Annotated in this window: 21 protein-coding genes and 1 pseudogene; 8 read left to right on the forward strand and 14 right to left on the reverse strand. The window is 54.7% G+C overall.

What is annotated here, in order from left to right:
• Positions 1-11 precede the first annotated feature (11 nt).
• The 8 genes and pseudogenes from KI610_RS10745 to KI610_RS10780 all read left to right on the forward strand — a co-directional run.
• On the forward strand, positions 12-830 hold the full coding sequence (locus KI610_RS10745; RefSeq protein WP_226494972.1) for an FkbM family methyltransferase: 819 nt from the start codon (positions 12-14) through the stop codon (positions 828-830).
• 21 nt (positions 831-851) lie between these two features.
• Complete coding sequence (locus tag KI610_RS10750) at positions 852-2,189, forward strand: glycosyltransferase (RefSeq protein WP_226494973.1); 1,338 nt, start codon at positions 852-854, stop codon at positions 2,187-2,189.
• A 16-nt stretch (positions 2,190-2,205) separates the two neighbouring features.
• Positions 2,206-3,117: a glycosyltransferase gene (locus KI610_RS10755; RefSeq protein ID WP_226494974.1), complete on the forward strand. Its 912-nt coding sequence runs from the start codon at positions 2,206-2,208 to the stop codon at positions 3,115-3,117.
• An 8-nt stretch (positions 3,118-3,125) separates the two neighbouring features.
• Entirely contained in the window at positions 3,126-3,830 is a 705-nt protein-coding gene (locus tag KI610_RS10760) for a tetratricopeptide repeat protein (protein ID WP_226494975.1), read from the forward strand.
• The gene (locus tag KI610_RS10765; protein ID WP_226494976.1) at positions 3,796-5,268 is read left to right on the forward strand and encodes an ArnT family glycosyltransferase; all 1,473 of its coding nucleotides are present in this window, start codon (positions 3,796-3,798) and stop codon (positions 5,266-5,268) included. Before KI610_RS10760 ends, KI610_RS10765 begins: the two co-directional genes overlap by 35 nt.
• The gene (locus tag KI610_RS10770) at positions 5,265-5,651 is read left to right on the forward strand and encodes a GtrA family protein (RefSeq protein WP_226494977.1); all 387 of its coding nucleotides are present in this window, start codon (positions 5,265-5,267) and stop codon (positions 5,649-5,651) included. The genes KI610_RS10765 and KI610_RS10770 overlap by 4 nt, the downstream gene beginning before the upstream one ends.
• 25 nt (positions 5,652-5,676) lie before the next feature.
• Positions 5,677-6,621: a glycosyltransferase family 2 protein gene (locus KI610_RS10775; protein ID WP_226494978.1), complete on the forward strand. Its 945-nt coding sequence runs from the start codon at positions 5,677-5,679 to the stop codon at positions 6,619-6,621.
• Between the two features lie 96 nt (positions 6,622-6,717).
• Positions 6,718-6,995: pseudogene (locus KI610_RS10780) on the forward strand (IS630 family transposase); the annotation flags it as partial.
• A 52-nt stretch (positions 6,996-7,047) separates the two neighbouring features.
• On the opposite strand, the gene KI610_RS10785 reads toward KI610_RS10780, so the two are convergent.
• The 14 genes from KI610_RS10785 to KI610_RS10850 are packed head-to-tail and all read right to left on the reverse strand — an operon-like array spanning position 7,048 to position 23,958.
• Positions 7,048-7,878: a class I SAM-dependent methyltransferase gene (locus tag KI610_RS10785; protein ID WP_226494979.1), complete on the reverse strand. Its 831-nt coding sequence runs from the start codon at positions 7,876-7,878 to the stop codon at positions 7,048-7,050.
• A 26-nt stretch (positions 7,879-7,904) separates the two neighbouring features.
• Positions 7,905-8,867, reverse strand: a complete 963-nt coding sequence (locus tag KI610_RS10790) for a polysaccharide deacetylase family protein (protein WP_226494980.1) — start codon at positions 8,865-8,867, stop codon at positions 7,905-7,907.
• Positions 8,864-10,138, reverse strand: a complete 1,275-nt coding sequence (locus KI610_RS10795) for a putative O-glycosylation ligase, exosortase A system-associated (protein WP_226494981.1) — start codon at positions 10,136-10,138, stop codon at positions 8,864-8,866. Before KI610_RS10795 ends, KI610_RS10790 begins: the two co-directional genes overlap by 4 nt.
• Positions 10,139-10,192: 54 nt before the next feature.
• Positions 10,193-11,548 (reverse strand): phenylacetate--CoA ligase family protein, encoded by a 1,356-nt coding sequence (locus tag KI610_RS10800; RefSeq protein ID WP_226494982.1) that lies wholly within the window; start codon positions 11,546-11,548, stop codon positions 10,193-10,195.
• Positions 11,541-12,767: a glycosyltransferase gene (locus tag KI610_RS10805; protein WP_226494983.1), complete on the reverse strand. Its 1,227-nt coding sequence runs from the start codon at positions 12,765-12,767 to the stop codon at positions 11,541-11,543. The genes KI610_RS10800 and KI610_RS10805 overlap by 8 nt, the downstream gene beginning before the upstream one ends.
• Positions 12,768-13,979 (reverse strand): TIGR04063 family PEP-CTERM/XrtA system glycosyltransferase, encoded by a 1,212-nt coding sequence (locus KI610_RS10810; protein ID WP_226498539.1) that lies wholly within the window; start codon positions 13,977-13,979, stop codon positions 12,768-12,770.
• Positions 13,979-15,883 carry an XrtA/PEP-CTERM system amidotransferase gene (locus KI610_RS10815; protein ID WP_226494984.1) on the reverse strand — a complete coding sequence of 635 codons (1,905 nt, stop codon included), beginning with the start codon at positions 15,881-15,883 and terminating at the stop codon, positions 13,979-13,981. Before KI610_RS10815 ends, KI610_RS10810 begins: the two co-directional genes overlap by 1 nt.
• A 27-nt stretch (positions 15,884-15,910) precedes the next feature.
• The gene (locus KI610_RS10820; protein ID WP_226494985.1) at positions 15,911-17,071 is read right to left on the reverse strand and encodes a TIGR03088 family PEP-CTERM/XrtA system glycosyltransferase; all 1,161 of its coding nucleotides are present in this window, start codon (positions 17,069-17,071) and stop codon (positions 15,911-15,913) included.
• Positions 17,068-18,582 (reverse strand): exosortase A, encoded by a 1,515-nt coding sequence (xrtA, locus tag KI610_RS10825; RefSeq protein ID WP_226494986.1) that lies wholly within the window; start codon positions 18,580-18,582, stop codon positions 17,068-17,070. The genes KI610_RS10820 and xrtA overlap by 4 nt, the downstream gene beginning before the upstream one ends.
• Positions 18,583-18,590: 8 nt before the next feature.
• Positions 18,591-19,802 (reverse strand): TIGR03087 family PEP-CTERM/XrtA system glycosyltransferase, encoded by a 1,212-nt coding sequence (locus tag KI610_RS10830; protein WP_226494987.1) that lies wholly within the window; start codon positions 19,800-19,802, stop codon positions 18,591-18,593.
• Between the two features lie 2 nt (positions 19,803-19,804).
• On the reverse strand, positions 19,805-20,839 hold the full coding sequence (locus KI610_RS10835; RefSeq protein WP_226494988.1) for a FemAB family XrtA/PEP-CTERM system-associated protein: 1,035 nt from the start codon (positions 20,837-20,839) through the stop codon (positions 19,805-19,807).
• Positions 20,829-21,692 carry an XrtA system polysaccharide deacetylase gene (locus KI610_RS10840; RefSeq protein WP_226494989.1) on the reverse strand — a complete coding sequence of 288 codons (864 nt, stop codon included), beginning with the start codon at positions 21,690-21,692 and terminating at the stop codon, positions 20,829-20,831. The genes KI610_RS10835 and KI610_RS10840 overlap by 11 nt, the downstream gene beginning before the upstream one ends.
• A gap of 9 nt (positions 21,693-21,701) precedes the next feature.
• Positions 21,702-22,862, reverse strand: coding sequence for a non-hydrolyzing UDP-N-acetylglucosamine 2-epimerase (gene wecB, locus KI610_RS10845; RefSeq protein ID WP_226494990.1), 1,161 nt, complete (start codon positions 22,860-22,862; stop codon positions 21,702-21,704).
• On the reverse strand, positions 22,855-23,958 hold the full coding sequence (locus KI610_RS10850) for an XrtA/PEP-CTERM system-associated ATPase (protein ID WP_226494991.1): 1,104 nt from the start codon (positions 23,956-23,958) through the stop codon (positions 22,855-22,857). Before KI610_RS10850 ends, wecB begins: the two co-directional genes overlap by 8 nt.
• Positions 23,959-23,961: the final 3 nt, after the last annotated feature.

The following is a 23,961-nucleotide window of genomic DNA, read 5'->3' on the forward strand; positions in this document are numbered from 1 at the left end:
GAGATATCGTCATGCTATGGTATGAGGCCATTAAGCGATTGTTGAATCGTCCTGGTGGGCGATCAATCCTCGGGGCATTAATATCGGCGAACTACTGGTGGCTTCATCGTAGCCCGCTTTCCGTGCGTTGGCACAAGGATGGCTATTGGCTCATGCACTACGCGGATGCAGTCATTCCATTACACAACCCTGACGCATCTCACTATCGAGATAAAGAAGCAGTAGCTATTGAAGCCTACTTTCACCTATATCAACCCAAAGCAGGCGATGTCGTTGTTCACGTTGGCGCAGGTGCTGGCTGGGAGGCAAACTTATTATCGCGATTGGTTGGACCCGATGGGCATGTATTCTTAATTGAAGCCCATCCAAAAACCTACTTGTGGCTTAAACGCCGGATTGATGCGAGCCATCTAATAAACGTAACGCCTATCAAGGTGGCAATCAGTGACCGAAGCGAGTTACTGCACATCACTGATGATGTCGATCACATGTTGAATCAGATCAATGCACCTGGAGGCATCGAGGTTCAAGCTAAATCGCTTGAAGAAATTCTTACAGAGTATCACGTTGACCGTGTAGATTTTCTTTCAATGAACATAGAAGGTGCAGAAAGGCAAGGTGTACGAGGTATAGGCAGCGCAGCAAGCAAGATTCATCGGCTCGCGATCAGTTGCCATGATTTTCTAGCAGACCGTGGTGGCGATGGCTGGACGCGCACTAAAGCTGAGGTTGATCAAATGTTGAGAAGCTACGGATACGCGGTTTCATACCGAAACCCCTGCGACCAACGGGATTGGACACGCGACTATCTCTATGCTTCGCGCGGATAACATAATTGGTTTTGTCACACTATGGACTTGGCAAACTATTTTCGGCAGTTATTCACCAAGGCCAAACAACAGCACTGGGAACGTCAAAGATATCGACAGTTAAAACTATTGGCACAAAATAGTCATCAGTTATCTATAGAGGCAGGTACAGCACTTGGTGTGCAGCATCTGATCTTAATTTGCGAAGAGTTCTTTCATCCGGATTTGCGTGGCTATGGAGGATTCGGGAGAGCGGCGAAAAACGTATCGGACCATCTGAATAAATATCCTTCTGGACTTAGGTGTGCGCTTGCCTACCCTACGGCAGTAACAAGCATCCAGCAATCGTTATGCAGGGAATACCATGGCGTACCTGTTGTCATGAGACCTTACGAAAACCCGCCATCAGCGGCTACATTAGGTGGCTATGCCAGCCTGTTGCATGACTTGCTTCCCCGCGTCATCATGTCCATTGACTGGCATCCAAGCTATGAGGTGCCCGCTCATGCATTACCAGACACGCCCCTGATTATCTGGGTGCGGGATCCGCGCGATCGGAAAGAATGGGAAAAAATTGCCGCTGTTCCGGATGAACTGAGGTTTCGAGGCGTGGAGGCTCCCGCCGAACTCGTCGCGCTGGCACACAAAAAAGAGCTTTCGATCAAACGCCTCTATGCGTTGCAGCGAAATATACCCAGAAAAATCATCTTTGCCGTAAAAGCACGATCACTGGTGCTACGTGCAGAGCGCACTTACGGTGTCAATCTGAGTAACGCCTATTACCTGCCGACACCAATCGATATCCCGATTTTGGATAGCATTGAGCAAACTGAACGCCCCTCATTGCTCTATCTGGGCCGACTGGATGCAGTCAAGCGTCCATGGATCGCTTTTGAACTGGCTCGTCGCCATCCAGAGATCGATTTTTTCGTCGCAGGCTATGTACACAATACCGAGTTGATGGAGACGTGGCTAACACAGTATCGGCACCTGCCCAATCTGAAACTTCTTGGTCATGTCGATGGGGAGGGAAAAGATCGGTTACTACGCTCCTGTTGGGCCTTACTGAATACCAGCGTTCACGAAGCGGAACCAGTAAGTTTCCTCGAAGCCTTGTCCTATGGGAAGTGTATTCTTTCATGCTGTAAGCCGGATATTGAGATTGCCGATTTCGTTTATTACAGCGGCGAGATTCCTGGAGAAGGTCTCGACGAGTCATCGTTACAGCGCTTTGACAAACAAATTGCGTATTTGCTTCAGGACGATCAAAATAGGCTGTTAAATGGACATCGTGGCCGTGAGGAAATGATACGCCAGCATTCTTTCGAAATTTTCCAGCACCATTTTCAGTCGATGCTTTCGAATGAAGGAATAATTTGAAGCAGCATATGCAGCAATGAAAGAGCACCGTTCATCATTTGTTTCGATAATACTGCCCGCATACAATAGCCGCAGTTTTATTCTTGAAACGATATCCAGCGTAGTAAGCCAAGACTACCCTTTCTGGGAACTTATTGTTGTTGACGATGGCTCCAGCGATAATACTGCGCAATTGGTTCAAGGTATTGACCCGCGTATTATTCTGATACGCCAAGCCAATGCAGGTATTGCCGCAGCCAGAAATACAGGAATACAACAGGCAAAGGGGCAACTGATCGCCTTCCTTGATCATGACGACTATTGGCATCCAAATAAATTGAGCAGCCAAGTCCGAGCATTAGAGGCAAACCCATCATTCAGTATTGTTTATAGTGACTTTATTCGTTGGGATCCGCACCATCCGCCAGTATTCCCGGATCGTGAAATTGATATTTCAAAGATTGATCGGGAGAGATCGGGGTGGGTTTACCATGTTCTATTGCAAACCAACTGGATTCTGCTGACAACAGCAATGTTTCGCCGTGATGTTTTTGACAAGATTGGCTTGTTCGATATTACGCTTCCGCCTGCAGATGACTGGGATCTGGCCATACGTGCATCCCGACACTTTCAGTACTTGCGATTACTGCAACCTTTGGCACTTTATCGTGTCCATCCCCAACAAACATCTCAGCGCACGGATCGGATCAATCATGAAGCAATGTTGCGCGAAAGAATGATTGAATCATATGGTCTTGACAGCCCGAATGGCACTCGTGCTGATGAGGATCAACTCGAATGGAGGCAATTTCGTGCGTATTTCAATCATGGCTTGCAGCATATGGCTGCCGGTAATTCTGCTATCGCACGCCAATCATTTTGGCATGCCTTGCGGATCAAGCCCTACTCAACAAAGACATGGATTAAATATCTGGGCAGCCTACTGTGAATTGGATGATGAGTTATTTATTTCTCAACAGCATGAAAATACTTAAGCAGATGTGCTTCAAGTTCATTTTTGTGTGTTTTATCGCTGTACTAGCAGTTTCTGTGGCGCATGCAACGGAAGGCGGGTTTGTATGGTGCCCCCCCATAAAGCATAGTTACGGACCATTTGACTACCGTACTGCCACTAAAGACGAGCGTGACCTTGTCGAAGGGCCACATTTTCATGCAAACGTGGAAGCTTTACGAAAAAATACCCGTTCACCTAACGGGCACTACATCATGGTTCCCGGCGGCGAAATTGGCTATACGCTGAGAGTATTTCCAAATCATCCACGGGCGCTGCTTGCGCTTTCGCGACTTGGTTTCCTGGATAAAACAGATCGACCGGAAGGATTGGGTGGCAGCGTGCTTTGCTATTTCCAGGAGGCCATCAATTTCAAACCTGATGATGCAATGGTGCGGGTGATCTATGGAATTCATCTGACTAAGTTGGGCAAAGTCGAACAAGCGCTGACGCAATTTGACAAGGCCGAGGAATTGGGTGAGGAAAGCCCCTCCCTTTACTACAACTTGGGCTTGGCCTATACGGACCTCAAGCGATATCCAGAAGCGCTAAAGGCAGCACACAAAGCATACGCACTCGGCGCACAGTTTCCCGGGTTAAAAGACAAATTGATACGTGCCGGACAATGGCAGGATCCAGTTGTTAAGTAATTCTGCTTCGATCGATCAAAAATTTTTTGCCGGCCCATGGCTCGGGTGTGTGGTAATTCTGCTTGGATTCCTGGCTGTTACCTCCACCTCGTTACAAATGATTCGGTTTGGCGGCGTGGGAAGTGAAAGCGTCATGGCCATAGCTGCATTGGCGGTTGGGGTTCTTGCTTCTCTCGTCGTTTGGCTGCTGCGTCATACCATTGTTGATTTCCTGTCTTGGGCTTGCCAACGGCTCGGTTCTGTCCCGCTCTGGGTAATTGCTGTTACCGGACTTGCACTCCGACTCATCTGGATTGCCTTGTTTCCTGCAGATCCGGGTTCTGATGGTCAGATATATCTCATGCTTGGCGAGCGCCTTCAAAGTGGCGGTTCATATGAGATTGCAGGCACACGTGCATACTGGCCCGTTGGCTATCCATTGTTTCTTTCGGGTTTTCTTGCCCTCTTCGAGAGCAATAATGTAGCCTATCTGGTATCGAACCTGGCCCTCTACTTCATTGGCTTTACCGGAACCTACCATCTCGGCCAATGCATCGCAGGGACAATTTCCGGCAAATTCGCGGCGACCTTGTTTGCCCTATGGCCGAACCTCGTCTTTAGCAGCGGCACGCCCGAGAAGGAAATGCTTGTTCTGGCACTCCTGCCCTGGACTGCCTCTTTCATCCTTCTGTCGATTAGCCAAAGATCCGGTCATTGGCAGGCGTTGATTGCAGGTATCACTCTGGGTGCGGCGATCCTCGTTCAACCATCTCTGCAATTCTTGCCGTTTGTGTGTGGCATTTTTCTGATGGTCATGATCCGGCCACTGCGTTCCGGAATGAGTGCCGGAATACTGTTGTGTTTGGGGGCTGCTTTGGTGGTTTCGCCTTGGACTTGGCGCAACTACCAGCTATTCGATCGTTTCGTTCTTGTTTCGACAAATGGCGGTGACAATTTCTATCGTGCCAACAATCCCATGGCAACTGGCGGCTATACGCTGCGTGGCGAAGTAGAATTATCCGGCCTGCGTGAAATCGAACAGGACAAAACCGGCAAGCGTCTGGCGATCGAATGGATTCAACAGAATCCCATGGCGTTCGCCTGGTTGGCCGTGGAGAAACAAGTCAGGTTCATGGGGGATGATGCCGTTGGCGTCTACAATACGCTTAAGGTGGGCAAGGCAAGCAGTGACGCTCGCATTTACGGCTTGTTGAAGGTTATGGCGAATGTCTGGTGGCTGGCAGTATGGGGCGCCTTATGTGCATTCTCGCTCGTTGCGGCGAAGCGCCTTGTTGCGCTACCGCGGTTGGCCATGTCACCCATTTGGTTCTGGCTATATCTATTCGTGATTCATAGTGTCTTTGAAAGCGCCGGGAAATATCATGTACCGATGCTATGGGTGCTTTGCGTCATGATCGGCGCGATGGCAACTTCCATGGGTGACCGCACTGCCTCATGACTATCGGCGCTCAATTTTTCCGGTTCCTGTTGGTGGGCGGCTTCGCTACCGGTTTGCAGTATCTTATTCTGATCATTCTGGTACAGACGAACTGGGCCAGTGCCGTGGCTGCCAGCAGCATCGGATTTGCGACCAGCGCTATTTTCAATTATGCGTTGAACCGCCGCCTGACGTTTCGATCATCACGCGCACACGCTCAGGCCTTGCCACGTTTCATGATCGTGGCCACTACGGGACTTCTTCTGAATGGGGGCATGTTATGGGTATTGCATGAACAGGCTGGCTTGTTTTATCTGTGGGCGCAATTTTTGGTTACTGGCGGCGCGCTGGTCTGGAATTTCGCACTGAACCGGATTTGGACTTTTTCTGGCGCGGCACCCTGATAGCATTTTGTAAGGACTTATATCGATGAAGCTTGCGATTGTCATACCCTGCTATAACGAAGAGGCGGTTCTTCCTGAAGCAATCAAGCGTTTGGACGCTCTGTTGGTAGAAATGGTCGGAGCGGAAAGCATTGCCGAGGGCAGTCACGTTCTATTCGTCGACGATGGCAGCAAAGACAAGACTTGGTCGATCATTGAGCAGGCTACCGTCGAGAATCCCAGTATAAAGGGGATCAAACTGTCACGTAATCGCGGCCACCAGACTGCACTGGTTGCCGGGCTGCTGTCTGCCGAAGGCGATGCGATCATCAGCGTGGATGCCGATCTGCAGGATGATCTGAATGCCATGGTGCAAATGATCTCTGCGTACCGTGCTGGAGCGGATATCGTCTATGGGGTAAGGAAGCGTCGCGATACGGATACATATTTTAAGCGTTTCACTGCCGAGGGATATTACCGTCTACTGGATAGCCTTGGCGTCGAAATCGTTTTCAATCATGCGGATTATCGCTTGCTCAGTCGGCGTGCCATCGAGTCACTACGTAAGTTTGAAGAAAGCAATCTCTTTCTGCGTGGCATCATCCCGCAACTCGGCTTTCCTTCTGCCATTGTTTACTACGATCGTGCCGAAAGGTTTGCCGGCGAATCTAAATACCCATTGAAGAAAATGCTGGCCTTTGCATGGCAGGGGATTACCTCTTTCTCTGCGGCGCCGTTACGTGCCATCACTGGCATTGGGCTATTGTTTTCGTTAGGCAGCTTCATGGTGGCTGCATGGGCCTTGTGGATTCGCTTCTTTTCGGATAGTGCCGTGCCTGGCTGGACCTCTACAGTCGTCCCAATGTATTTCCTCGGGGGGGTTCAGTTACTGTGTATCGGTATCATCGGCGAATATCTGGCCAAAATCTACCTTGAGGTTAAACGCCGGCCTCATTTCTTTGTCGAAAAAACAGCAGGGCAGGAAAAATAACCTGCGTACTTATTGACACGGCACGATAATGCTTGAAATATTCAAATCTGCCCCCAGGATTGTTGACGCTCCTTGAAAACTGACCAGTTTCTTTAAGCCCTGATCAAGGATGCCGGAAAGAAGGTGGTCTTGATCCTCGACAATTTGCGGAAACCGGTCAAGGCATGGGCCGCTGAGCGTCAAGACAAGATCGAACTGTAGCTACAAATCTGGAGGCGTCTCAATGCCGACCTCAAGCATGCCATCGGGACGAAAGTACTGGTGCGCACCAAGGCGAAGTTGAAACTCGCCGCCACCGGCAAATGGTCAATCTCGAACAATCACCTGAGCGGGTCAAAAGCTTCTTCCAAGATAATATGCCGCTTGAAACTTGAAACTTGAAACTTGAAACTTGAAACTTGAAACTTGAAACTTCATCTGGTCGGATCAATAAGTTCGTTTTATTGCAACAACGAGCGTATAGGGGGTGAGCATATGCCCCAGCAGTCTTAACGGCGGTAGCGAACGCAAGGCATTAATAGCCAATCGGACAAGTACCCCCTTGACGCTGGTGTCGATCATGTCAAATCGATCCAGACAATCGAACCCCTTCGGACGCAGGTAACCAATCAGTTCGTAGCTGCTGAACCAGTTGACTGCCGGATACTTCGCATAATTCACCAGTTCTGGGCGGTCACTAACAGCCATTTTCTCGTAATGGCGTTTGAGAAATGCGGGATACCAGCTGTAAAGGGGAAGGTTGAATTCCTGCTGCTTGGGACAGAGTTTGCTGTTGGTATTAATGTAGATCATCCCTCCCGGGCGCAGAACCCGAATCGCTTCGGCAACACATCCCTGCCAATCGGCCACATGTTCAAGCAATTCTGGCAGAAGGCAAACGTCGATGCTGCTGTCCGGATATGGTAAAGCAGTGGCGGTGCCAACGTCGAAACGTACCGGCACGCTATTTTCTTCCGCGCGCCGCCGAGCCAGCAATATGAGTGGCTCGTTGATGTCCAACCCCCAGTAGTGGTGGCCTCGCTCGACCCAGAATTGGGATTGTGTTCCTGCGCCACACCCTACGTCGAGCACATCCAACACGCGTGCTTGCGATGCATGATCCATCATACGTAACATCAGGTCGCGCACGGAGCGGAACCGCTCGTGTGTTTCTGGCGTCAGGCTCTGGTGCTCGTAGTACTTGTAGAAGTCCTCATGCGAACCCGTATCCCAGGACTTTTTTTCCGGTTCTTCCATCTGACCTTGATTGTTGCTCATTCCTTGAACGACTCCCCGGATATCCTTTAAATGACTGCGGCAGGCCGCCTCAGCCATGCATTTTTGACCAGTCGTGCAGACCACATGAGCATTCCTTTGTCCCAAGGGGTAAACCTTGGTAACTGGTATATATCACTATCCCTTCGTGCAATACCAGCGGCGGTGGTAACAGCAACTTCGAAACCTAGCTCTTTAACTATCCTGACGTGCTCGTCCGCATAGTCTCGATTTGGAAAGCCATTCGGATAAGCAAACGCACGAATCGGCTTTTCGATAATAGCCTCCAGACGACATTTACCTCGCTGGATTTCTGCATACGATTGTTCCGCTCCAAGCGTTGTCAATATCGTATGTGCATCTGTATGACCACCGACTTCGATACCTCGTCCCGGCAGCATTTTTACCTGCTCTGTTGTGAGCATGGTATCAATGGGCATTTCTTCGCTACCGGCAAGCTTCCTGATTTGCGCAGTCAGTGTCTCTCTTTCCTGTAACGGGACATATCTCAATTTCGCCAGCAAAGCGGCGATAGCATCCCGTCGGCTTGCATCGGAATCCAGAACAAAATCCCCCAATCCGATATCTCTCAAATCGAGGGATTTTTCTTTCGTATTTGCAATCAGGTCGATCACCGTGTCATTGAACATTTTCCCGCCATCGAGATAGGCAGTCGCAATAAAGACGGTTGCAGACAGACGATACTTTTCCAAAATTGGCAGGGCAACTGTGAAGTTGTCGGCATATCCGTCATCAAAGGTGATGCAGCATGCGCGTCTTGGCAACTTTCCCTGCTTGAGAAGGGTTGTCGCTTCCAAGAGGGGTATTACCTCGCAGTTCTTTGAAAGATGGTGCATTTGTGTGTCGAAAACAGCAGCATCCACTTCGCCCGGTCTAAGTGGGTCGGGTATAGCCAATACCCGGTGATAGATGAGTATGCTGAGCATCTGCCCTTGTGTAGGCCATGCAAAAAATGGAAGCCCTGCGATCAATTTGTCACCGTTTTTTTCATGTCCGGTTCTTTATTGAGAGCGCTCTTGACCATGCCACGAAGGACAATGAGCACGATCACAATGTAATAAGGCAGATCGAAATAAGTCAGGCTCAGGAATGCACCGCCGACCGCATATCCGATTAGACTCACTTGGCACATTGCAGCCAAGTCGTAAGCCCAGAGCAACTCACCCCCCCCTTTTGCGTTGCGAACAACCCAGGCACCGTTCGACCAAGAGAGGATAAATATCAACAGAAAAAGCGCAAGTCCACCGAAGCCGTGCTCACCAAGAATCTGGAAATATATACTGTGCGCAACTTTCAAGTTAGACGGATCAGGCGCATAGCGCGCAAACACATCCAGAGCGTAAACCGCGAATCCGCCACCGATTGGGAAACGGTCGACAGCTAGGTTCCAAGCCATCCACCATGCATTGATGCGTCCCATGGCCGACTGATCCTGCTCATACTCTTTCATCGTCTGCATTCGCGCAAACCACGATTCGGGCATGAACATCAATACCATCGGAATGGCTATCAAAACCAGCACCGCAATCAATCCTTTGTTCCGGCTTTTGATGAAAAGAAACGAACCCATTGCCGTCAAGGCGAGGAAAGCTCCGCGCGATTGCGAACCAAAAGCGGAAACTACGCATAGGATGATTGCCGCGAGACAGCCAAGCCGCACCCACTTGTTAGTACTATGCAATTGCAAATAGCGGAATAACGGCACTGTCATTACGATCGCCAATGCCAATGTGTTGTTATCCGCGATGAAAGTCCCGTCTGGCCCCCATACACGATGGGCCCCTGCGGTCAAGATCGTGAAAATACCGCCTTTTACTCCATAAAAACCTACAGACAGTGCCAGGATCCAAATCACCTGATGGACTTGCTCGCGACTGCCAACAAGCAACAATGCGACCAGGCACATGAAAAGTACCTTGATCGGCTTGAGCCACATTTCAAATTCTAGCTCAGTGTGAAACGAGAATAGTGGAGAAACCCCTAGCCAGAGCACGAAGAAAATCAATAGGATCGCAACCCGGTCTTTGGGAAAACTGTATAGCTTCTTTGCGTGAAACAGGATGCTTGCCAGTGTGGACAAGGCTACAACCTGCGCGAATGGCATGAAAAAGGCGAATCCATAAGTCAACTTGTGTGGATTCATGATTCCTAGCCAAATCCACATCAACAATCCGATGAATGGATTGCGTAAGATGAAAGGAATGGAGCCAAAAACAATCCCAGCAAGGATAAGGTCACGCATTGGGGTACCGATTCGTCATGGTGCGAAAGATGTTTGTTCGCTGAGAGTCATTCATTAACTACCGACGACCAAGCTTTGCACATAGCGATACTTTCCGGACTTCTCCCGGGGAATTTCGCCAACGCGCAATACCTCGACTTCAACGTTCTGTCCCAAGCGCGCTTTTATACCGCTTGATATCTTTTTTTCGACGTCAGGCGCACAGTTCTCCCCCTGCACGATCTGGACAACAACCCGGTGCAGCGTTTCCTGCACTACCTTGAAAGAGTCAATGCCCGGGATGTCTCGGATCGGATAGACCACGGCGAGGCCATGCATGATGGTGCCGTCTGCGGCAACAACAAAATCGGTCGTGCGCCCCTGTATTTCCTCCAGCATCGGCAGGCCGCGTCCGCAGGCGCAGGATCGGGGCGACAGCACAGCGACGTCACCGGTGCGGTAGCGGATGAAGGGAAATTCGCCGGTCGCCAGGTGGGTGACGACGACTTCGCCGGCCTGGCCCTTGGGCACCGGCCGGCCGGCCCTGTCGACGATTTCGACGATGATGTCTTCGGCTGTCAGGTGCATGCCGCCCTGCGGGCACTGGTGGGCGATGAAGCCGGCATCGCGGCCGCCGTAGCCGTTAGCCACCGGGCAGCCGAAAATGCGGGCGATGTCGTCGCGCTGGTGCTCGTAGAGACGTTCGGAGGTGACGAACGCGACCTTGATGCCTAGATTATTCATTTTCTTGCCGCGTTTTTCGGCATGGCATGCAATCAAGGAGAGCGATGACGGATAGCCGAACAGCATGGCCGGCCGTGTGCTACGTATGGTGTCGACGAAACTGTCGAGATTGGCTTCGTTCATTTCGAAGGCCGGTAGCAGGCGGGTGCGCAGCAGGCGGTCGCGGATCTGTCGGACGCGGTCTTGTGAAGTCAGCTCAATGGGGCTGCCCCAGACGACGATTTCTGGATCGCCGATATCGACGTTCCACCAGCGCGTTGCACGCCATTTGGCGGCGACGTCGTGGCTGACGCGTTCGTTGCCGATGAAGAAAATCAGGGGCTCGCCGGATGAGCCGCCGGTGTTAAAGCGCGCCAATCTTTCGGCATTGTCTGCTTTAAGCTGCTCCTGGTTTTGCCGGATGATGGTTTTGGTCAGGAAGGGCAGCTGCTGAAGGTTATCCAGAGAGGAAATTTGGCTCGCGTTGAAATTCAGGCTGGTAAACAGCTGGCGGTAGTAGGGAACATGAGCTTGAGCCCGCGTTAGCAGTAGACGCAGGCGCTCGAGTTGCAGGGCGGCAATGCGCTCCGAAGACCACCATTGGGATTCTTCCATGTGCTTGCGGACCGCTACGGTAGTGTGATGCTTGAGGTGCTCGTGGAGCGGGAAGATCAGGGAGGATACCAGTTTGGTATAAAGATCACCCATTTTGCCCCCTTGCTTTATTGGTGATACGCAGGAAATGAGCATTTAGCCGGTTAACACGCTCATCCCAAGCATTTTCTTCTGCGTAGTGACGAATTTTTTTGTTATCCCAGCGACGATTCAGCGAGGATGCAATGGCTTGGCAGAGTGCCTCGCTATCGCCAAATGGTACAACGATACCAAGCTTGTCATCACACACGACTTCCTTGTTGCCACCAACATCTGTGGTTACCACTGGCAGGCCGCAGGCCATGGCCTCCAGGAATACATTGGCCCAACCTTCATTGCTGGTGGCTAGAACGAAAACGTCAGCCGCCGACAGGATGGCAGACAATTCATGCGGTTGCCGTGGGCCAAGAATTCGGACGCAGTCTTCCAGCTTGAGGGCCTTCACTTGTTGCTCGAGTTGCTGGCGGTTGTTGCCTTCCGTACTGGCGCCGCCGACGACCAAGAAGATCAGGTCAGGGTGCGTTTGTCGGATGAACGGTAGTACCTCGATAACGCGGTGGAAGCCCTTGCGTGGCACTAACCCGCCAACGGAGATCAGGACTTTTGCCTGGGCGGGGATGTCGAGGGCCTGGCGGCATGTGGCTTTGTCTTGTGGGGCGAAGCGGGTGGTGTCCACTCCGTTGCCGACAACTTCAATTTTCTCCGGCTTGGTACCGTGAGCGATCATCAACTGGCGCAGCGATTCGGATACTGAGAATACTTGGTCCGCCCGGTTGATGGCTTGCAGGAGGGGGCCGGAGAAGCGCGGGTCCGAGACGTGCCGCGTTTCCGTACCGCGTAGGGTAATAGTGAACGGCACGCTGAGCCAGCGGCTCAAGAGGCTTGCAGCGTAACCATCAGGGTAGGCAAAGTGGGCATCGATGATATCAAGTTGGCCGCTAGCCTTGAGCCGGCGCAAGCGCGGCAGGGCGCACAGGGCCATCATCGGGCCGTCGAGTTTCTTGAATACGCCGGGCACGGAGAAGAAGCGGGGAAACCAGACGTCGATACCCGACTGGTTTTCATGCCGAGGTGCGCCGGGGCGAAAGTGCGGCTTGAAGCGGCGAATCAGGTTCTGCAGCGGAAACCACGGCGTTGGCGCGACTATGGTCAACGGTAATTTTCGGCCAATGCGGAACATGCGTTCTCGAATGAACAGGCCGGCTCCCGGTTGCACGCTGCTGGGAAACAGGCTGGACAGGACCACGATGTTCGGCGGCTTGGTTTGGCCCATTCAGGTTTTTGGGCGGATAAGGCGCTGGTAGGGGGCGACATAGTTGGCGACGCTATTTCGCCAGTTCCGCTTTGATTCAACAAAGTGACGGCCATGGGCTTTGAGCTCGGGCCAGCGCTGCTGGTCGTTGAGCAGCGTTAACAAGGCTTCGGTCAGTGCAGCGCAGTCGCCCGCCTTGTACAGGATGCCGGTTTTGTTGTGATCGATCAGTTCCTTGTGGCCGCCAACATCGGAGGCGACGAAGAGTTGCCCTTGCGCCATGGCTTCCAGTGGCTTTAGCGGGGTGACCAGTTCGGTCAGGCGCATGCGGTGGCGTGGGTAGGCGAGGACATTGATCAGGTTGTAGTAGCGATTGACGTCCTCGTGCGGGACGCGACCGGTGAAGATGACGTGGTTGCTGACGCCAAGTCGTTCTGTTTGCTGGCGTAGGTTGGCTTCCTGGGGGCCGCCGCCAACAAGCAGGACGCAAACGTCGGGACGCTGGCGGATGAGCTCGGGCAGGGCATCGAGCAGCAGGTCGAGACCTTCGTAGGCGTAGAAGGAGCCGATAAAGCCAACTACGGTTTTGCCGGTCAGGCCCCATTGCGCTTGTAGCTGTGGGTCGGGTGGGCTGGCGAGTTGGAAGGATTCGACGTTGACCGCATTGGGAATGACGGTGACCTTTTCTGCGGGGATGCCGCGGGTGACGATGTCGGCGCGCAGGCCTTCACAGATGGTGAAAACGTGATCAACCAGCCGGATGGCGCGGGTTTCCAGGCGTCGCGTGGCGCTGTAGCGCAGGCTACCTTCGCTGGTGCTGCCATGGTCGACGGCAGCATCTTCCCAGAAGGCGCGGATTTCGTAGACGACCGGGATCCCGAGGCGGCGGGCGACCTTGATGGCCGGCAGCGCGTTGAGCACCGGCGAATGGGCATGGATGATGTCCGGCTTGATGTCGCGGGCAACTTCTTCCAGGCGGGCCTCGAGGTGCTTCATCAGGGACAGTTCGCGGCCGACCGGCAGCCCGGCCAGGGGGCCGGTGGCTGGTTGCGTACGGTAGAAACGCAGGCCGTCGATATCTTCGATGGGGGCGCTAGTCTGGCCTTGCTTGGGCGAGGTCAGGTGGAAGGTTTCCCAGCCTAGGGCGCGTTGTTCACGGAGCAGCGCTACGGTGCGGAAAGTGTAGCCGCTGTGCAGAGGGATGGAGTGATCGAGGACGTGGAGGACGCGAATCATGCTTGGCCTTGTTCCATGACGTTGCGCAGGAAGGCTTCAAACATCAGCAGGGTCCAGATCGAGGCGCTGTAGTCGCGGCTGCCGTTGTTGTGGGCGTCGACCAGGTGTTTCAGGTAGTCGCGATTGAACCAGCCGGTGTCGGACAGGCGCGGGCCGAGCAGCGCATCCTGGACCCGCTGTTTGAGCGGGCCACGGAACCAGCGGGCAAGCGGCACCGAGAAGCCCATTTTCGGACGATAGAGGACGTCGTTGGGGAGTAAGGGCTCCATCGACTTTTTGAGCAGGTATTTGGTTTCCTGGCCGCGAATTTTCTGGGAGGAATTCAGCGTGGCCAGCCATTCGATCAGTTCGTGGTCCATCAGAGGTTCGCGGACTTCGAGCGAATGGGCCATGCTGGCCCGGTCGACCTTGGTGTTAATGTCGCCGACGAGGTAGGTTTTGAGGTCGAGATACTGGATCTGGGCTAGAGGGTCGTCGGTGTTGGTTTTGGCTGCATGCTGCTTGAATACTTCGATGGCGTTGTAGCCGCTGAGTTCTGATTTGAATTTCTGGCTGAACAGCTGGTTGCGCATCGGGGCGCGCAGAATCGAAACGGAGTGGAAGTAAGCTTCCACCGAACTGCGGGCGATTCCTTCGAAGGTGGTTTTTGCGCGGAAGACGCGTGGCGCCCAGTCGGCTTTCGGGTAGAGCCTGCCCAGAGCGCCGAAGAGCGGGCGGCGCAGGCTCAGCGGCAGGGCCGAGCGCATCTTTTCTTCCATCAGGTGTAGTTTGTAGCGGCGGTAGCCGCCGAAGCTTTCATCGCCGCCATCGCCGGAAAGAGCGACGGTGACGTGCTTGCGGGCCAGTTGGCAGACGCGGTAGGTGGGGATGGCGGAACTGTCGGCGTAGGGCTCGTCGTAGAGTTTGGCCAGGGTGTCGATGAGGTCGAAGTCGTCGCTTTCAACGATGTCGAGGTGGTGGTTGGTGTGGTAGCGGTCGGCCACCATTTTGGCGAATTCCGATTCATTGAAGGCGGGGTCGGAAAAGCCGATGGAACAGGTGTTGACCGGGTTTGGTGAGAGGCCGGCCATGATGGCGACGACGGCGCTTGAGTCGACGCCGCCGGAGAGGAAGGCGCCGAGTGGCACTTCGGAGATCATGCGCAGTTTGATCGACTCTTCGAGTCGGTGGGTCAGCTCGGCGCGGGCGTCGGCATCGCTGATCGGGTTATCGAGCGTGAAGCGGACGTCCCAGTATTCGCGGGGTTCGCTGACAGGCTGGCCGCGACGCAGGAGCAGGGTGCAGGCGGGCGGGAGCTTTTGGGCTTGCTTGAAGATGGTGCGCGGTTCGGCGACGTACCCGAGGGCAAAGTATTCCTCGACGGCGCAGGGGTCGATGTCGCGTTTGAGGCCACCGTGGGCGAGGATGGATTTGAGTTCGGAACCGAAGAGGAAGGTGCCATCGTCGAGCAGGGCGTAGTAGAGAGGCTTGACGCCAAGACGGTCGCGAGCCAGAAAGAGTGTTTCGCGATTGCGGTCCCAGAGGGCGAAGGCGAACATGCCGCGAAAGCGGTCGACACAGCTTTCGCCCCAGGCTTCCCAGGCGTGCACGATGACTTCGGTGTCGCTGCGGGTGTGAAAAATATGGCCGAGCGCTTGCAACTCCGGGATCAGCGCCTGATAGTTGTAGATTTCACCGTTGAAGACGACGCAGACGCTCTGGTCTTCGTTGTAGAGCGGTTGCTGGCCCGTAGACAAGTCGATGATCGACAGGCGACGGTGGCCGAGCCCGACGCCGGGTTCGACATGCAGGCCGCCTTCATCAGGGCCGCGATGGAACTGCGCTTCGTTCATGCGATTCAATAGCGCACGATCGATGTCGCTTTTGCCTCGGGTGTCAAAGATGCCTGTGATGCCGCACATGGGGTTCTCGTGATTTGATTTTTGGGGTTAATTTCCGGTTGACCGTAGCATTCTGCCAAGCAGTCGGTCGTAAATCTGCTGGTAGCTGTCGATCATGGCCGTCATGCTGAATTGTGCCTCAATGCGCTTCCGTCCGGCATAACCCATGGCACGGGATTTTTCCGGGGATTGGGCGAGGTTGATGATGGCTCGGGCGAGGGCGCCGGGATCTGCCGCCGGGACCAGATGGCCGGTGCGCCCTTCCTGAACCAGTTCCGGGTTGCCGCCAACTTTTGTGGCGATCACTGGTAGCCCGCTGGCCATGGCTTCGAGAATGGTGTTGGAGATGCCTTCGCCGAGCGAGGGCAGGACGAAGCAGTCAAGTCCGCGCATAATCTCGGGGATGTCATTACGTTCCCCGGGCAGCCACGCGAGTTCGGCTAGGCCGGCTGTTTCGAGGATGGCGAGCGATTCGTGGCGTAATGGGCCGTCGCCGACCATGACCAGACGCAGGTGCTGGCGCAGGGATGGCTTGGTATTGATGGCCAAAACGAAGGCACGGGCCAGGTTGGTTTGATCCTTGACGGTCTGCATGCGGCCAGCGGTACCGACGAGCCAGAGCCCGGCTTCGTTAAACGGGGAGCCGGGAATATCTTGTCTCTCAGGGGCGGGATGGAAGCGGACGGCGTCCACACCGTTATATATTTGTGTCACGCGCTTTGCACCAATGCCAACAGGATTAATTAGATAGTGTGCGAGATCTTGGGAGAGAACTATGTAATGTTTCACGAACGGGCTGTAGATCCGTCGAATCCATTGGCACTTCTTGTTGGTACCGTCGAAGTCGCCAACATCGCGCCCGTGTTCGCCATGGATGCGAGCCGGCACTCGAGCGGCCCAGGCTGGCACGGAGGCTTCCAGTGCAGCCAGGTTGCGGGTGTGCACGATCGTGGGCCGGAGTTGGCGGAATAGGCGGTACAACTGTGGGTAGATCCAGAGGGCGTGCCCCGGTTTCTTGTTCAGGGCAAAGAATTGGACATCGGGACGCTGGATGCGTTTTTTGAAGTCTGTGATCTCGGTGAGTGAGATGATGGCATGCCGATAAGCATCAGCTGGCATGTGGTTGATCAGGTTAACGACACCATTTTCCAGACCGCCGGTATCGAAGCGGTGCATGATGTGAGCAACCAGCGGGCGGCCATCGCTCATTTCGGCCGCGCTTCGCTGAGGCTGCGCAGGATTTCGCCGCCAGCCTCGTTGACGAAGGTGGGCAAATCCTTGGCGGCCGAGTCTTTAGGCGTGTAGATGATAACGGCGGCGCTGTCATCGCCGTGCCCGGTGAGCATAGCCCATGCAGTCAGCCATTTTGCCTTGATGTCGCTGGTGGTCAGATGTCCGTTGACCCAGTACGCCTGCCAGACGATGTAGCGTTCATCGGCCAAGCTACGCTTCTTCAGCAGTTCGGCCTCGCGAATGGCCACTTGGTTGCCGCCAAAGTTCGTATTTGCCTGATGATTTTCCACGATTTGCCAGAGTGGGTCGCTCGACGTCACAAGCACGTTGGTTGAGGTTACCAACTTGCGCTCGTAGTTCTGGTTTTGGTAGTAAGCAATGTAGAGACCGACCCAGCCGTCCGGGTTGCGATAAACAGAGTGCTGTTCTGCCGAGGGGTTGGCAAATCTCGGTTTCCAGTCAATGGCAGGGGCATCTACCTGCCAGGAGCCGGCAGTTGCGGGCAATAAAAGACTGACACTTGCATCGATATTGGATTGCCGCAGATGTTTTTCGTAGAGCGGGCCGGCGGCAATGAGGACCGCGAGAAGGAGCGTGATCGCCCAGAAATACGGTTGTTTCTGGGGTGCCTTGCCGGTCGTTAGACAGGGCTGCTGGGCCGGTTCCATTGGCTCGGCCCAGCGAGCGCCAATGGCAAACATGATGACGATGACTACACCGAAAAATACCCAGCCGTAAATCAGGTGGTCTACACCGGCCGCCAGTTTGTTACCGGAAAGGTGACCGAGCATCACGATGATGTAGGCGCGTAGCCAGTTGGCGAGGATCGGGACGAGCAGTGAAACGAGGATGAAAATCAGTCGGCGTTTAAGCGAAGTGTATGTCAGATAGGCGTACAGCGTGCCGACCGTCAATGAGGCGATCAGGTAGCGAACGCCACTGCAAGCTTCAACGACGGACCAGTTACTGCTCGGGATGACGAAATTCTGGCCTTCCCGATAAACGGGAATTCCGGTCAGGCGCAAGGCTTGAACAGTAAAGTCGGCGGTCCATTCCATCAACTGTGGCAACAGGAAGTCACCGATCGGGACGGCAAAGAAAAGAAAGAGCAGTGGGAAGGCGATAAGCTTGCTGACTTGCCAGCCGACCAAGGCCATGATCGCCATGACGATGATGCCGATGACAGCAAACTGGGTAAGCGCGTTTACGGCTGAGAGTTCGCCCAGGAGCCAGAGGAAAATAAGCCCGATGAGCGGCAGGGCTGCCCAGCCGGTTGCCTGGGGTTGCGCGGCAGCCGGCTGCTGCCGGTCCCGCCATATTAGCCAAAGTGCAATCGGCGGCACGATCAACCCATGGGTATAGGTTTCTGATCGCCACCATATTTGTGCCATCGCTTCCAGCGTGCCCCAGTACCAATAGCCGATCCAGAGCAGGATTCCCACGATTGCCGTCAGCGTCGGCTTCCAGTTGGGCAATTGGCTTTGCATGGGGGGCGTCACTGATTGACTTCCTGTGAGGTGGGCAGATATTGATCGATACTGGCGAGATGGGCTTCCCAGCTATATCTCGTAACGACACGCTGGCGGGCGGCCTTGCCAATTCTATGGCACGACTCCGGGTTCCGCAGTAGCGCGTCGATTTCGGCGATGAAGTCGGCCGGGGTCGTTGCCGTTTTCAATTCCTGCCCAAAAATGGCGTTGACCGCAGCGGCGCATTCGCTGGAAGCGACGACGGGCTTGGCCATGGCCATCGCTTCGAGAATCTTGTTCTGGATACCGCGGGCAATGCGCAAGGGCGCAACGACGACCGCCGCATGTTGCAGGTAGGGGCGAACATCGGGAACCGTACCGGTGACAGTGACGGTTTCACCAGCCAGTGCCAGTACTTCCGGTGTCGGGCTGCGGCCGACGATGTAGAAGCGTAGCTGTGGCCAGTGTTCGCTCAGTGTCGGCAACATATCGGCAACAAACCAGCGGACTGCGTCGACATTCGGTAGGTAATCCATGGCGCCGGTAAAAACAACCGGAGTTTCATCGGCTGCGTAGGGGGTAGTGCAGGTTTCATCCGGGGCGAAGTAATCGGCGTCGACACCGTTGCAAACCGGTTCGACGCGCACGACGCATTCGGGGGCCAGCCGGGTGAAAAGGTTAACTTCAGCTTCGGTGACGAAAAAGGACCGGGCAGAACGGGCTGCGACTTCGCGCTCGTAGGCCAGCAATTTCTTGCCTTCACGCCGGTATAGCCATGACATCGGCCAGCGATGGTTCGGCGCGTATTGCGTCCATTTGGCCGAATCGACATCGACAAAATCAACGATGGTCGGTAGCCGGGGGATGGATTCGACATACTGGGCCATCGCCGAGCTGAAAATGACCGCAGCGTCGATTTTTTTGTGTCGGCAGGTTTTCTCGACCCAGTCCTGCAGACCGGCATCACGGTAGTAGCGCAGGGTCAGCGGATCGTCGGCGAGGAGGGCGTTAAGGCTGCGCAGCTTGGCAAATTTCGGTTCCAGGCGGGCAACGTGCAGATCGGCGCAAAAGTGGTGAACGGTCTCGACGTGCTGCATGTCGTCCGGATCATCAACGAAGGTACCGAGAAAAACCCGGTGCCTGGCAGCCAGATGTTTGAGCAGGTGGAAGGAGCGAACCTTGTCACCCTTGTTGGGCGGGTAAGGCAGACGATGGACAAGGAAAAGAATGTTCGCCATGTTCAGCCCAGATTGCGCACGATGTGCGGGCCGATAAAATTGGCCAGACTAACCGGCATGCGCCGCCAGGTTTCGATCAGCAGCTTGTACTTGGCGTTGTTCGGGTTGTTCTGCGGAATGCTGTCGCGTTTGTAGAGGCAATATTCGTAATGCAGCGGTTGTGGCTCGAAGCCCCAGTTTTTCTTGAACGAATAGGGGCCGGTGCCGACCTTGCTGCGGCCATAGTCGAAAATCTTGATGCCGCGTTCGCAACTGCGGCGCATCAATTCCCAGTATTTGAAGTCGTTGGCGGCAAAGTTGCGTGCCGCTTCGTCGTCGCCGGCGTAGTAGGGTAGAACTTCGTCGCGGAAATAGAAGGAAAGGACGCTGCTGAGCGGTTCGCCTTCAGATGTCGTGACGGTGAGGATTTCGCAGTCGTCGCCAAAGACCTGGAGCAGGGTATCGAAATAGAGCTTGGGTAGGGCCGGGGTGCCGTGCCGGTGAACGTTGTCGGCAAACAATTTGAAAAATCGGTCAGATTTCCGGTCGACCGTGGAAGTCAGGCCATTGTTGATGCCTTTTCGGACCATGGCCCGCTGTTTGCGCGGAATGGCCAGCATGTTGGCTTCGACCTCGGGCAGGATTGCCTTACGGAAAGTGACGTAGAGATCCTGCGTCGGCCAGTCGGCATGACGGAGGCTGGTGTTACGAAATTCGAGATGATCGACATCCAGCCTGCGCGCTAATGCCTGTGCTTCTTGTTCAAGTGCGGTAGCCGCTTCCGGGCTGGATGCTGCAACGCCGCCGTAGACAGCAAAGGGCAGGGCGATCAGCGAATTGCCAAAGAGCCGGCTCTTGATGTGGGCCAGCGGCAATACCCCGAGGATTTCTCCATCCTGTTCGGCATAGAGAAAGTAGGTTGGGTGGCGGAAAACATCGCGGAGAACGCCTTGCCAGGCGGCGCGATGAAAAAACGTGGCTTCCGGACAGGCGAGGACGAATGCCTCCCAGCGCGCCGAGTTTGCCATATCGGACAGGGAGAGCTGCTTAATCTCCATTGGTGTTACCAAGCGGCTCGAGAAACAGCTCGTCCATCCGGCCCCATTCAAAATCGGCAAGCAGGCGATTCAGCCGTTGCTCCATCCGGTGAATATTGACGTAATGACGGAAGCGGGTCTTGGCGCTGATTCCGGGGATTCTGGGTTGTCCGGTGTCGACTTCCCACGGGTGAAAATAGAACACGGCCGGGAGTTGGTCGACCCGGTTGATCCGTTCGATCATCCAGCGGGATAGGCTATAGGGCATCAGCCGGAAATAACCGCCGCCACTGGCGGGCCAGTTCCGGTTTAGAAAGCGCAGCGTTGTGCACGGTATCTCGACGAGACTGCCGATGGTGTGGGCGTGGCGCGGTGCGTTCGGCATGCCATAGTGGTCGTGACGAATCGGATAGATGCTTGAGCTGTAACGGTAGCCGGCTCGCTCCAGACACTCGAAGGCCCACAGATTTTTCTCGCCGATTGAGAAACTCGGCGCGCGATAGCCCTTTACGTCATGGCCGGAAATATCTTCGAGAATCAGCTTGGCCAGATTGATATCGGCAAAAAAACTCTCCGGAGTCTGGTCGCTGGCCCGTTCATGACCGTAGCCATGGCTCGCCAGTTCATGGCCATTGTCGACAATGCGCCGGACAACCTGCGGGTAACGCTCAGCCAGCCATCCCAACGTGAAGAAAGTGCCCTTGGTGTCATGCTTGTCGAGCATGGCAAGTATGCAATCTACATTGCGCTCGACGCGACATTCACGAATGGCCCAGTCTGAGCGCGGGATATGCGGTGCGAATGCCGAAACCTGAAAATAATCCTCGACGTCAATGGTCAGCGCATTGCACGGAGCAACGGTCGGCTTCGTCATCGTCGGCAATTAACGTCGCCCTTGGTTCTCGATCAGCCAGCCTGCGAGATCGGCGGCGATCCGTTCGGCCGTATGGCCATCCCAGAACTCCGGCACGCGCCCACTTTTGCCCCGGCCAGCCAGAACTTCGGCTGCGTGATGACGAATGGCGCCGACATCCCGGCCGACCATGGTGTTGGTGCCTTGCTCGACCGTAATCGGGCGTTCGGTATTTTCGCGCATGGTCAGGCAAGGTACGCCGAGGGCCGTAGTTTCTTCCTGCAGGCCACCCGAGTCGGTCAGCACGATTCGTGCATTGGACATCAAGCCGTGCATTTCCAGATAGCCCTGGGGGGGAAGCATGATCATGCGCGCGCTGTTGATCAAGTGGCCCAAATCAAAGCGTTCGATATTCGCCTTCGTGCGCGGATGCAACGCGAAGACCAGCGGAATGGATTCCGAAATTTCGCGTAGCACATTAAGCAAGGATTCCAGCACGTCCTGATGGTCAACATTGGAAGGGCGGTGCATGGTAACAATGCCGAAGCCCTCTTTCCCTTTGATCAGGGCCGGGTCAATACCCGATGCATTCAGACAGTCGGCCGGTTTGCGTGCAAATTCCCGGTTGCTTAGAAGTGAGTCGATCATGACATTGCCGACAAAGCGAATACGTTCGGCAGCAATGCCTTCTCGCGCCAGATTATCGGCAGCGCTGCGTTCCGTGGTGTAGAGCAGGTCGGCGACCTGGTCTGTCAGGACGCGGTTTATTTCTTCGGGCATGCCGCGGTCGTAGCTGCGCAGGCCAGCTTCGACGTGAACAACCGGAATCCCTTTCTTGACTGCTACCAGCGTGCACGCAAGAGTCGAATTGACATCGCCGACTACCAGGACGCAGGAGGGTTTCTTTTCGTCAACGACCGGCTCGAAGCGGCGCATCACCTCGGCTGTCTGAACGGCGTGGCTACCCGAGCCAACTTCGAGATTGATATCGGGGTGCGGAAGCCGCAAGTCCTCGAACAATTTGTCGTTCATGTCGCGGTCGTAATGTTGACCGGTATGAACCAGAAGAGTCGGAATGGCTGGCTGGTGCGTGGCGAAGGCGCGCAGGATGGGCGCCATTTTCATGAAATTGGGGCGAGCGCCGACCACGCATATGACAGGACCGAGTTCGGCTGGCCAAGTGTTAGGCATCTGAGTTTTCATTCTTGTTCTGAGAGCTGGTTACAGGGCTATGCTGGGCAAAGACCTGCTGCAGTAGTTGCAACGTGGCACCGTTGATTCGCTCGAGTTGAATCAGGCTTGACTCGAGCCTGGCGAGGCGCTCGGCAACATGCTCAGCGTTCAGTGCGGCTAGCAGTTCTTGAGGCGGGCGTGAATGCTCACCAGGACTTCCTGGTGCCAAAGGGTTAGATAGAGCTGAAACCCCGCTGCCATCATTCAGGGCGTATTGCATCTGAACCTGCGTCGAGCCGCCTATCGTCTCCTCAAAAATTTCGCGGGCGACCTCTTCGACATCAGCCATATCGAAGTTCTTCTGCTGATTGAGAAAGCCAAACAATAACAGTCGATCGCACACTGAGTTAATGCGCCGAGGGATGCCGCTGCTGGCCTTGAAAATGGCTTCATAGGCAGCGCTGGTAAAACTCGGTGAATCCGTTGCGCCGGCATGGTGCAGGCGGTGCTCGATATAGGCCTGGGTTTCGCTGACATCCAGCGGGCCGATATGGCAGGCAGCGATCACCCTCTGCCGGAACTGCATCATGTGCGGACTTTGCAAGATCTGGCGAAATTCGGGCTGCCCAATCAGGAAACTTTGCAGCAGGGCAGTATTGCCATACTGGAAATTGGAGAGCATGCGCAACTCTTCCACTGCCCGCGCTGTCAGGTTCTGGGCCTCGTCCACGACCAGCAGGCAGCGCTTGCCTTTTGCCGTCATGCTGATCAGGAAGGCCTCCAACGACATCAGAACATCGGATTTGGCGACATCCTTGGTCCGCAGGCCGAATGCTGCTCCAACCAGGCGCAACGTGTCGTCGGCATCAAGCTGGGTGCTGACCAGTTGTGCAGCGACCACTTTTTCCGGGTCGAGGCTATCCAGCAGTCCGCGCACAATGGTCGTTTTTCCCGCACCAACTTCGCCGGTAATAACGATGAATCCCTCGTTCTGGTGCATACCGTACTCAAGGTAAGCTTGTGCACGAAGGTGTTGCTTGCTCCCGAAATAAAAGGCCGGGTCAGGATTCAGCTGAAATGGCTTGCTGGTCAAGCCGTAGAAGGACTTGTACATGGC

Origin of the sequence: Ferribacterium limneticum (genome assembly GCF_020510565.1) — a bacterium.
Classification (GTDB): Bacteria; Pseudomonadota; Gammaproteobacteria; order Burkholderiales; family Rhodocyclaceae; genus Azonexus; species Azonexus limneticus_B.

Excerpts from the sequence above, each read along its gene's own strand:
- KI610_RS10840 (WP_226494989.1), bottom strand. The coding sequence starts at position 21,692 with ATGACGAAGCCGACCGTTGCTCCGTGCAATGCGCTGACCATTGACGTC.
- KI610_RS10785 (WP_226494979.1), bottom strand. The coding sequence starts at position 7,878 with ATGAGCAACAATCAAGGTCAGATGGAAGAACCGGAAAAAAAGTCCTGG.
- KI610_RS10800 (WP_226494982.1), bottom strand. The coding sequence starts at position 11,548 with ATGGGTGATCTTTATACCAAACTGGTATCCTCCCTGATCTTCCCGCTC.
- wecB (WP_226494990.1), bottom strand. The coding sequence starts at position 22,862 with ATGCCTAACACTTGGCCAGCCGAACTCGGTCCTGTCATATGCGTGGTC.
- KI610_RS10745 (WP_226494972.1), top strand. The coding sequence starts at position 12 with ATGCTATGGTATGAGGCCATTAAGCGATTGTTGAATCGTCCTGGTGGG.
- KI610_RS10805 (WP_226494983.1), bottom strand. The coding sequence starts at position 12,767 with ATGGGCCAAACCAAGCCGCCGAACATCGTGGTCCTGTCCAGCCTGTTT.
- KI610_RS10850 (WP_226494991.1), bottom strand. The coding sequence starts at position 23,958 with ATGTACAAGTCCTTCTACGGCTTGACCAGCAAGCCATTTCAGCTGAAT.
- KI610_RS10830 (WP_226494987.1), bottom strand. The coding sequence starts at position 19,802 with ATGGCGAACATTCTTTTCCTTGTCCATCGTCTGCCTTACCCGCCCAAC.
- KI610_RS10755 (WP_226494974.1), top strand. The coding sequence starts at position 2,206 with ATGAAAGAGCACCGTTCATCATTTGTTTCGATAATACTGCCCGCATAC.
- KI610_RS10795 (WP_226494981.1), bottom strand. The coding sequence starts at position 10,138 with ATGCGTGACCTTATCCTTGCTGGGATTGTTTTTGGCTCCATTCCTTTC.
- KI610_RS10775 (WP_226494978.1), top strand. The coding sequence starts at position 5,677 with ATGAAGCTTGCGATTGTCATACCCTGCTATAACGAAGAGGCGGTTCTT.
- KI610_RS10760 (WP_226494975.1), top strand. The coding sequence starts at position 3,126 with ATGAGTTATTTATTTCTCAACAGCATGAAAATACTTAAGCAGATGTGC.
- KI610_RS10750 (WP_226494973.1), top strand. The coding sequence starts at position 852 with ATGGACTTGGCAAACTATTTTCGGCAGTTATTCACCAAGGCCAAACAA.
- KI610_RS10770 (WP_226494977.1), top strand. The coding sequence starts at position 5,265 with ATGACTATCGGCGCTCAATTTTTCCGGTTCCTGTTGGTGGGCGGCTTC.
- KI610_RS10835 (WP_226494988.1), bottom strand. The coding sequence starts at position 20,839 with ATGGAGATTAAGCAGCTCTCCCTGTCCGATATGGCAAACTCGGCGCGC.
- KI610_RS10820 (WP_226494985.1), bottom strand. The coding sequence starts at position 17,071 with ATGAGCGATGGCCGCCCGCTGGTTGCTCACATCATGCACCGCTTCGAT.
- xrtA (WP_226494986.1), bottom strand. The coding sequence starts at position 18,582 with ATGCAAAGCCAATTGCCCAACTGGAAGCCGACGCTGACGGCAATCGTG.
- KI610_RS10815 (WP_226494984.1), bottom strand. The coding sequence starts at position 15,883 with ATGTGCGGCATCACAGGCATCTTTGACACCCGAGGCAAAAGCGACATC.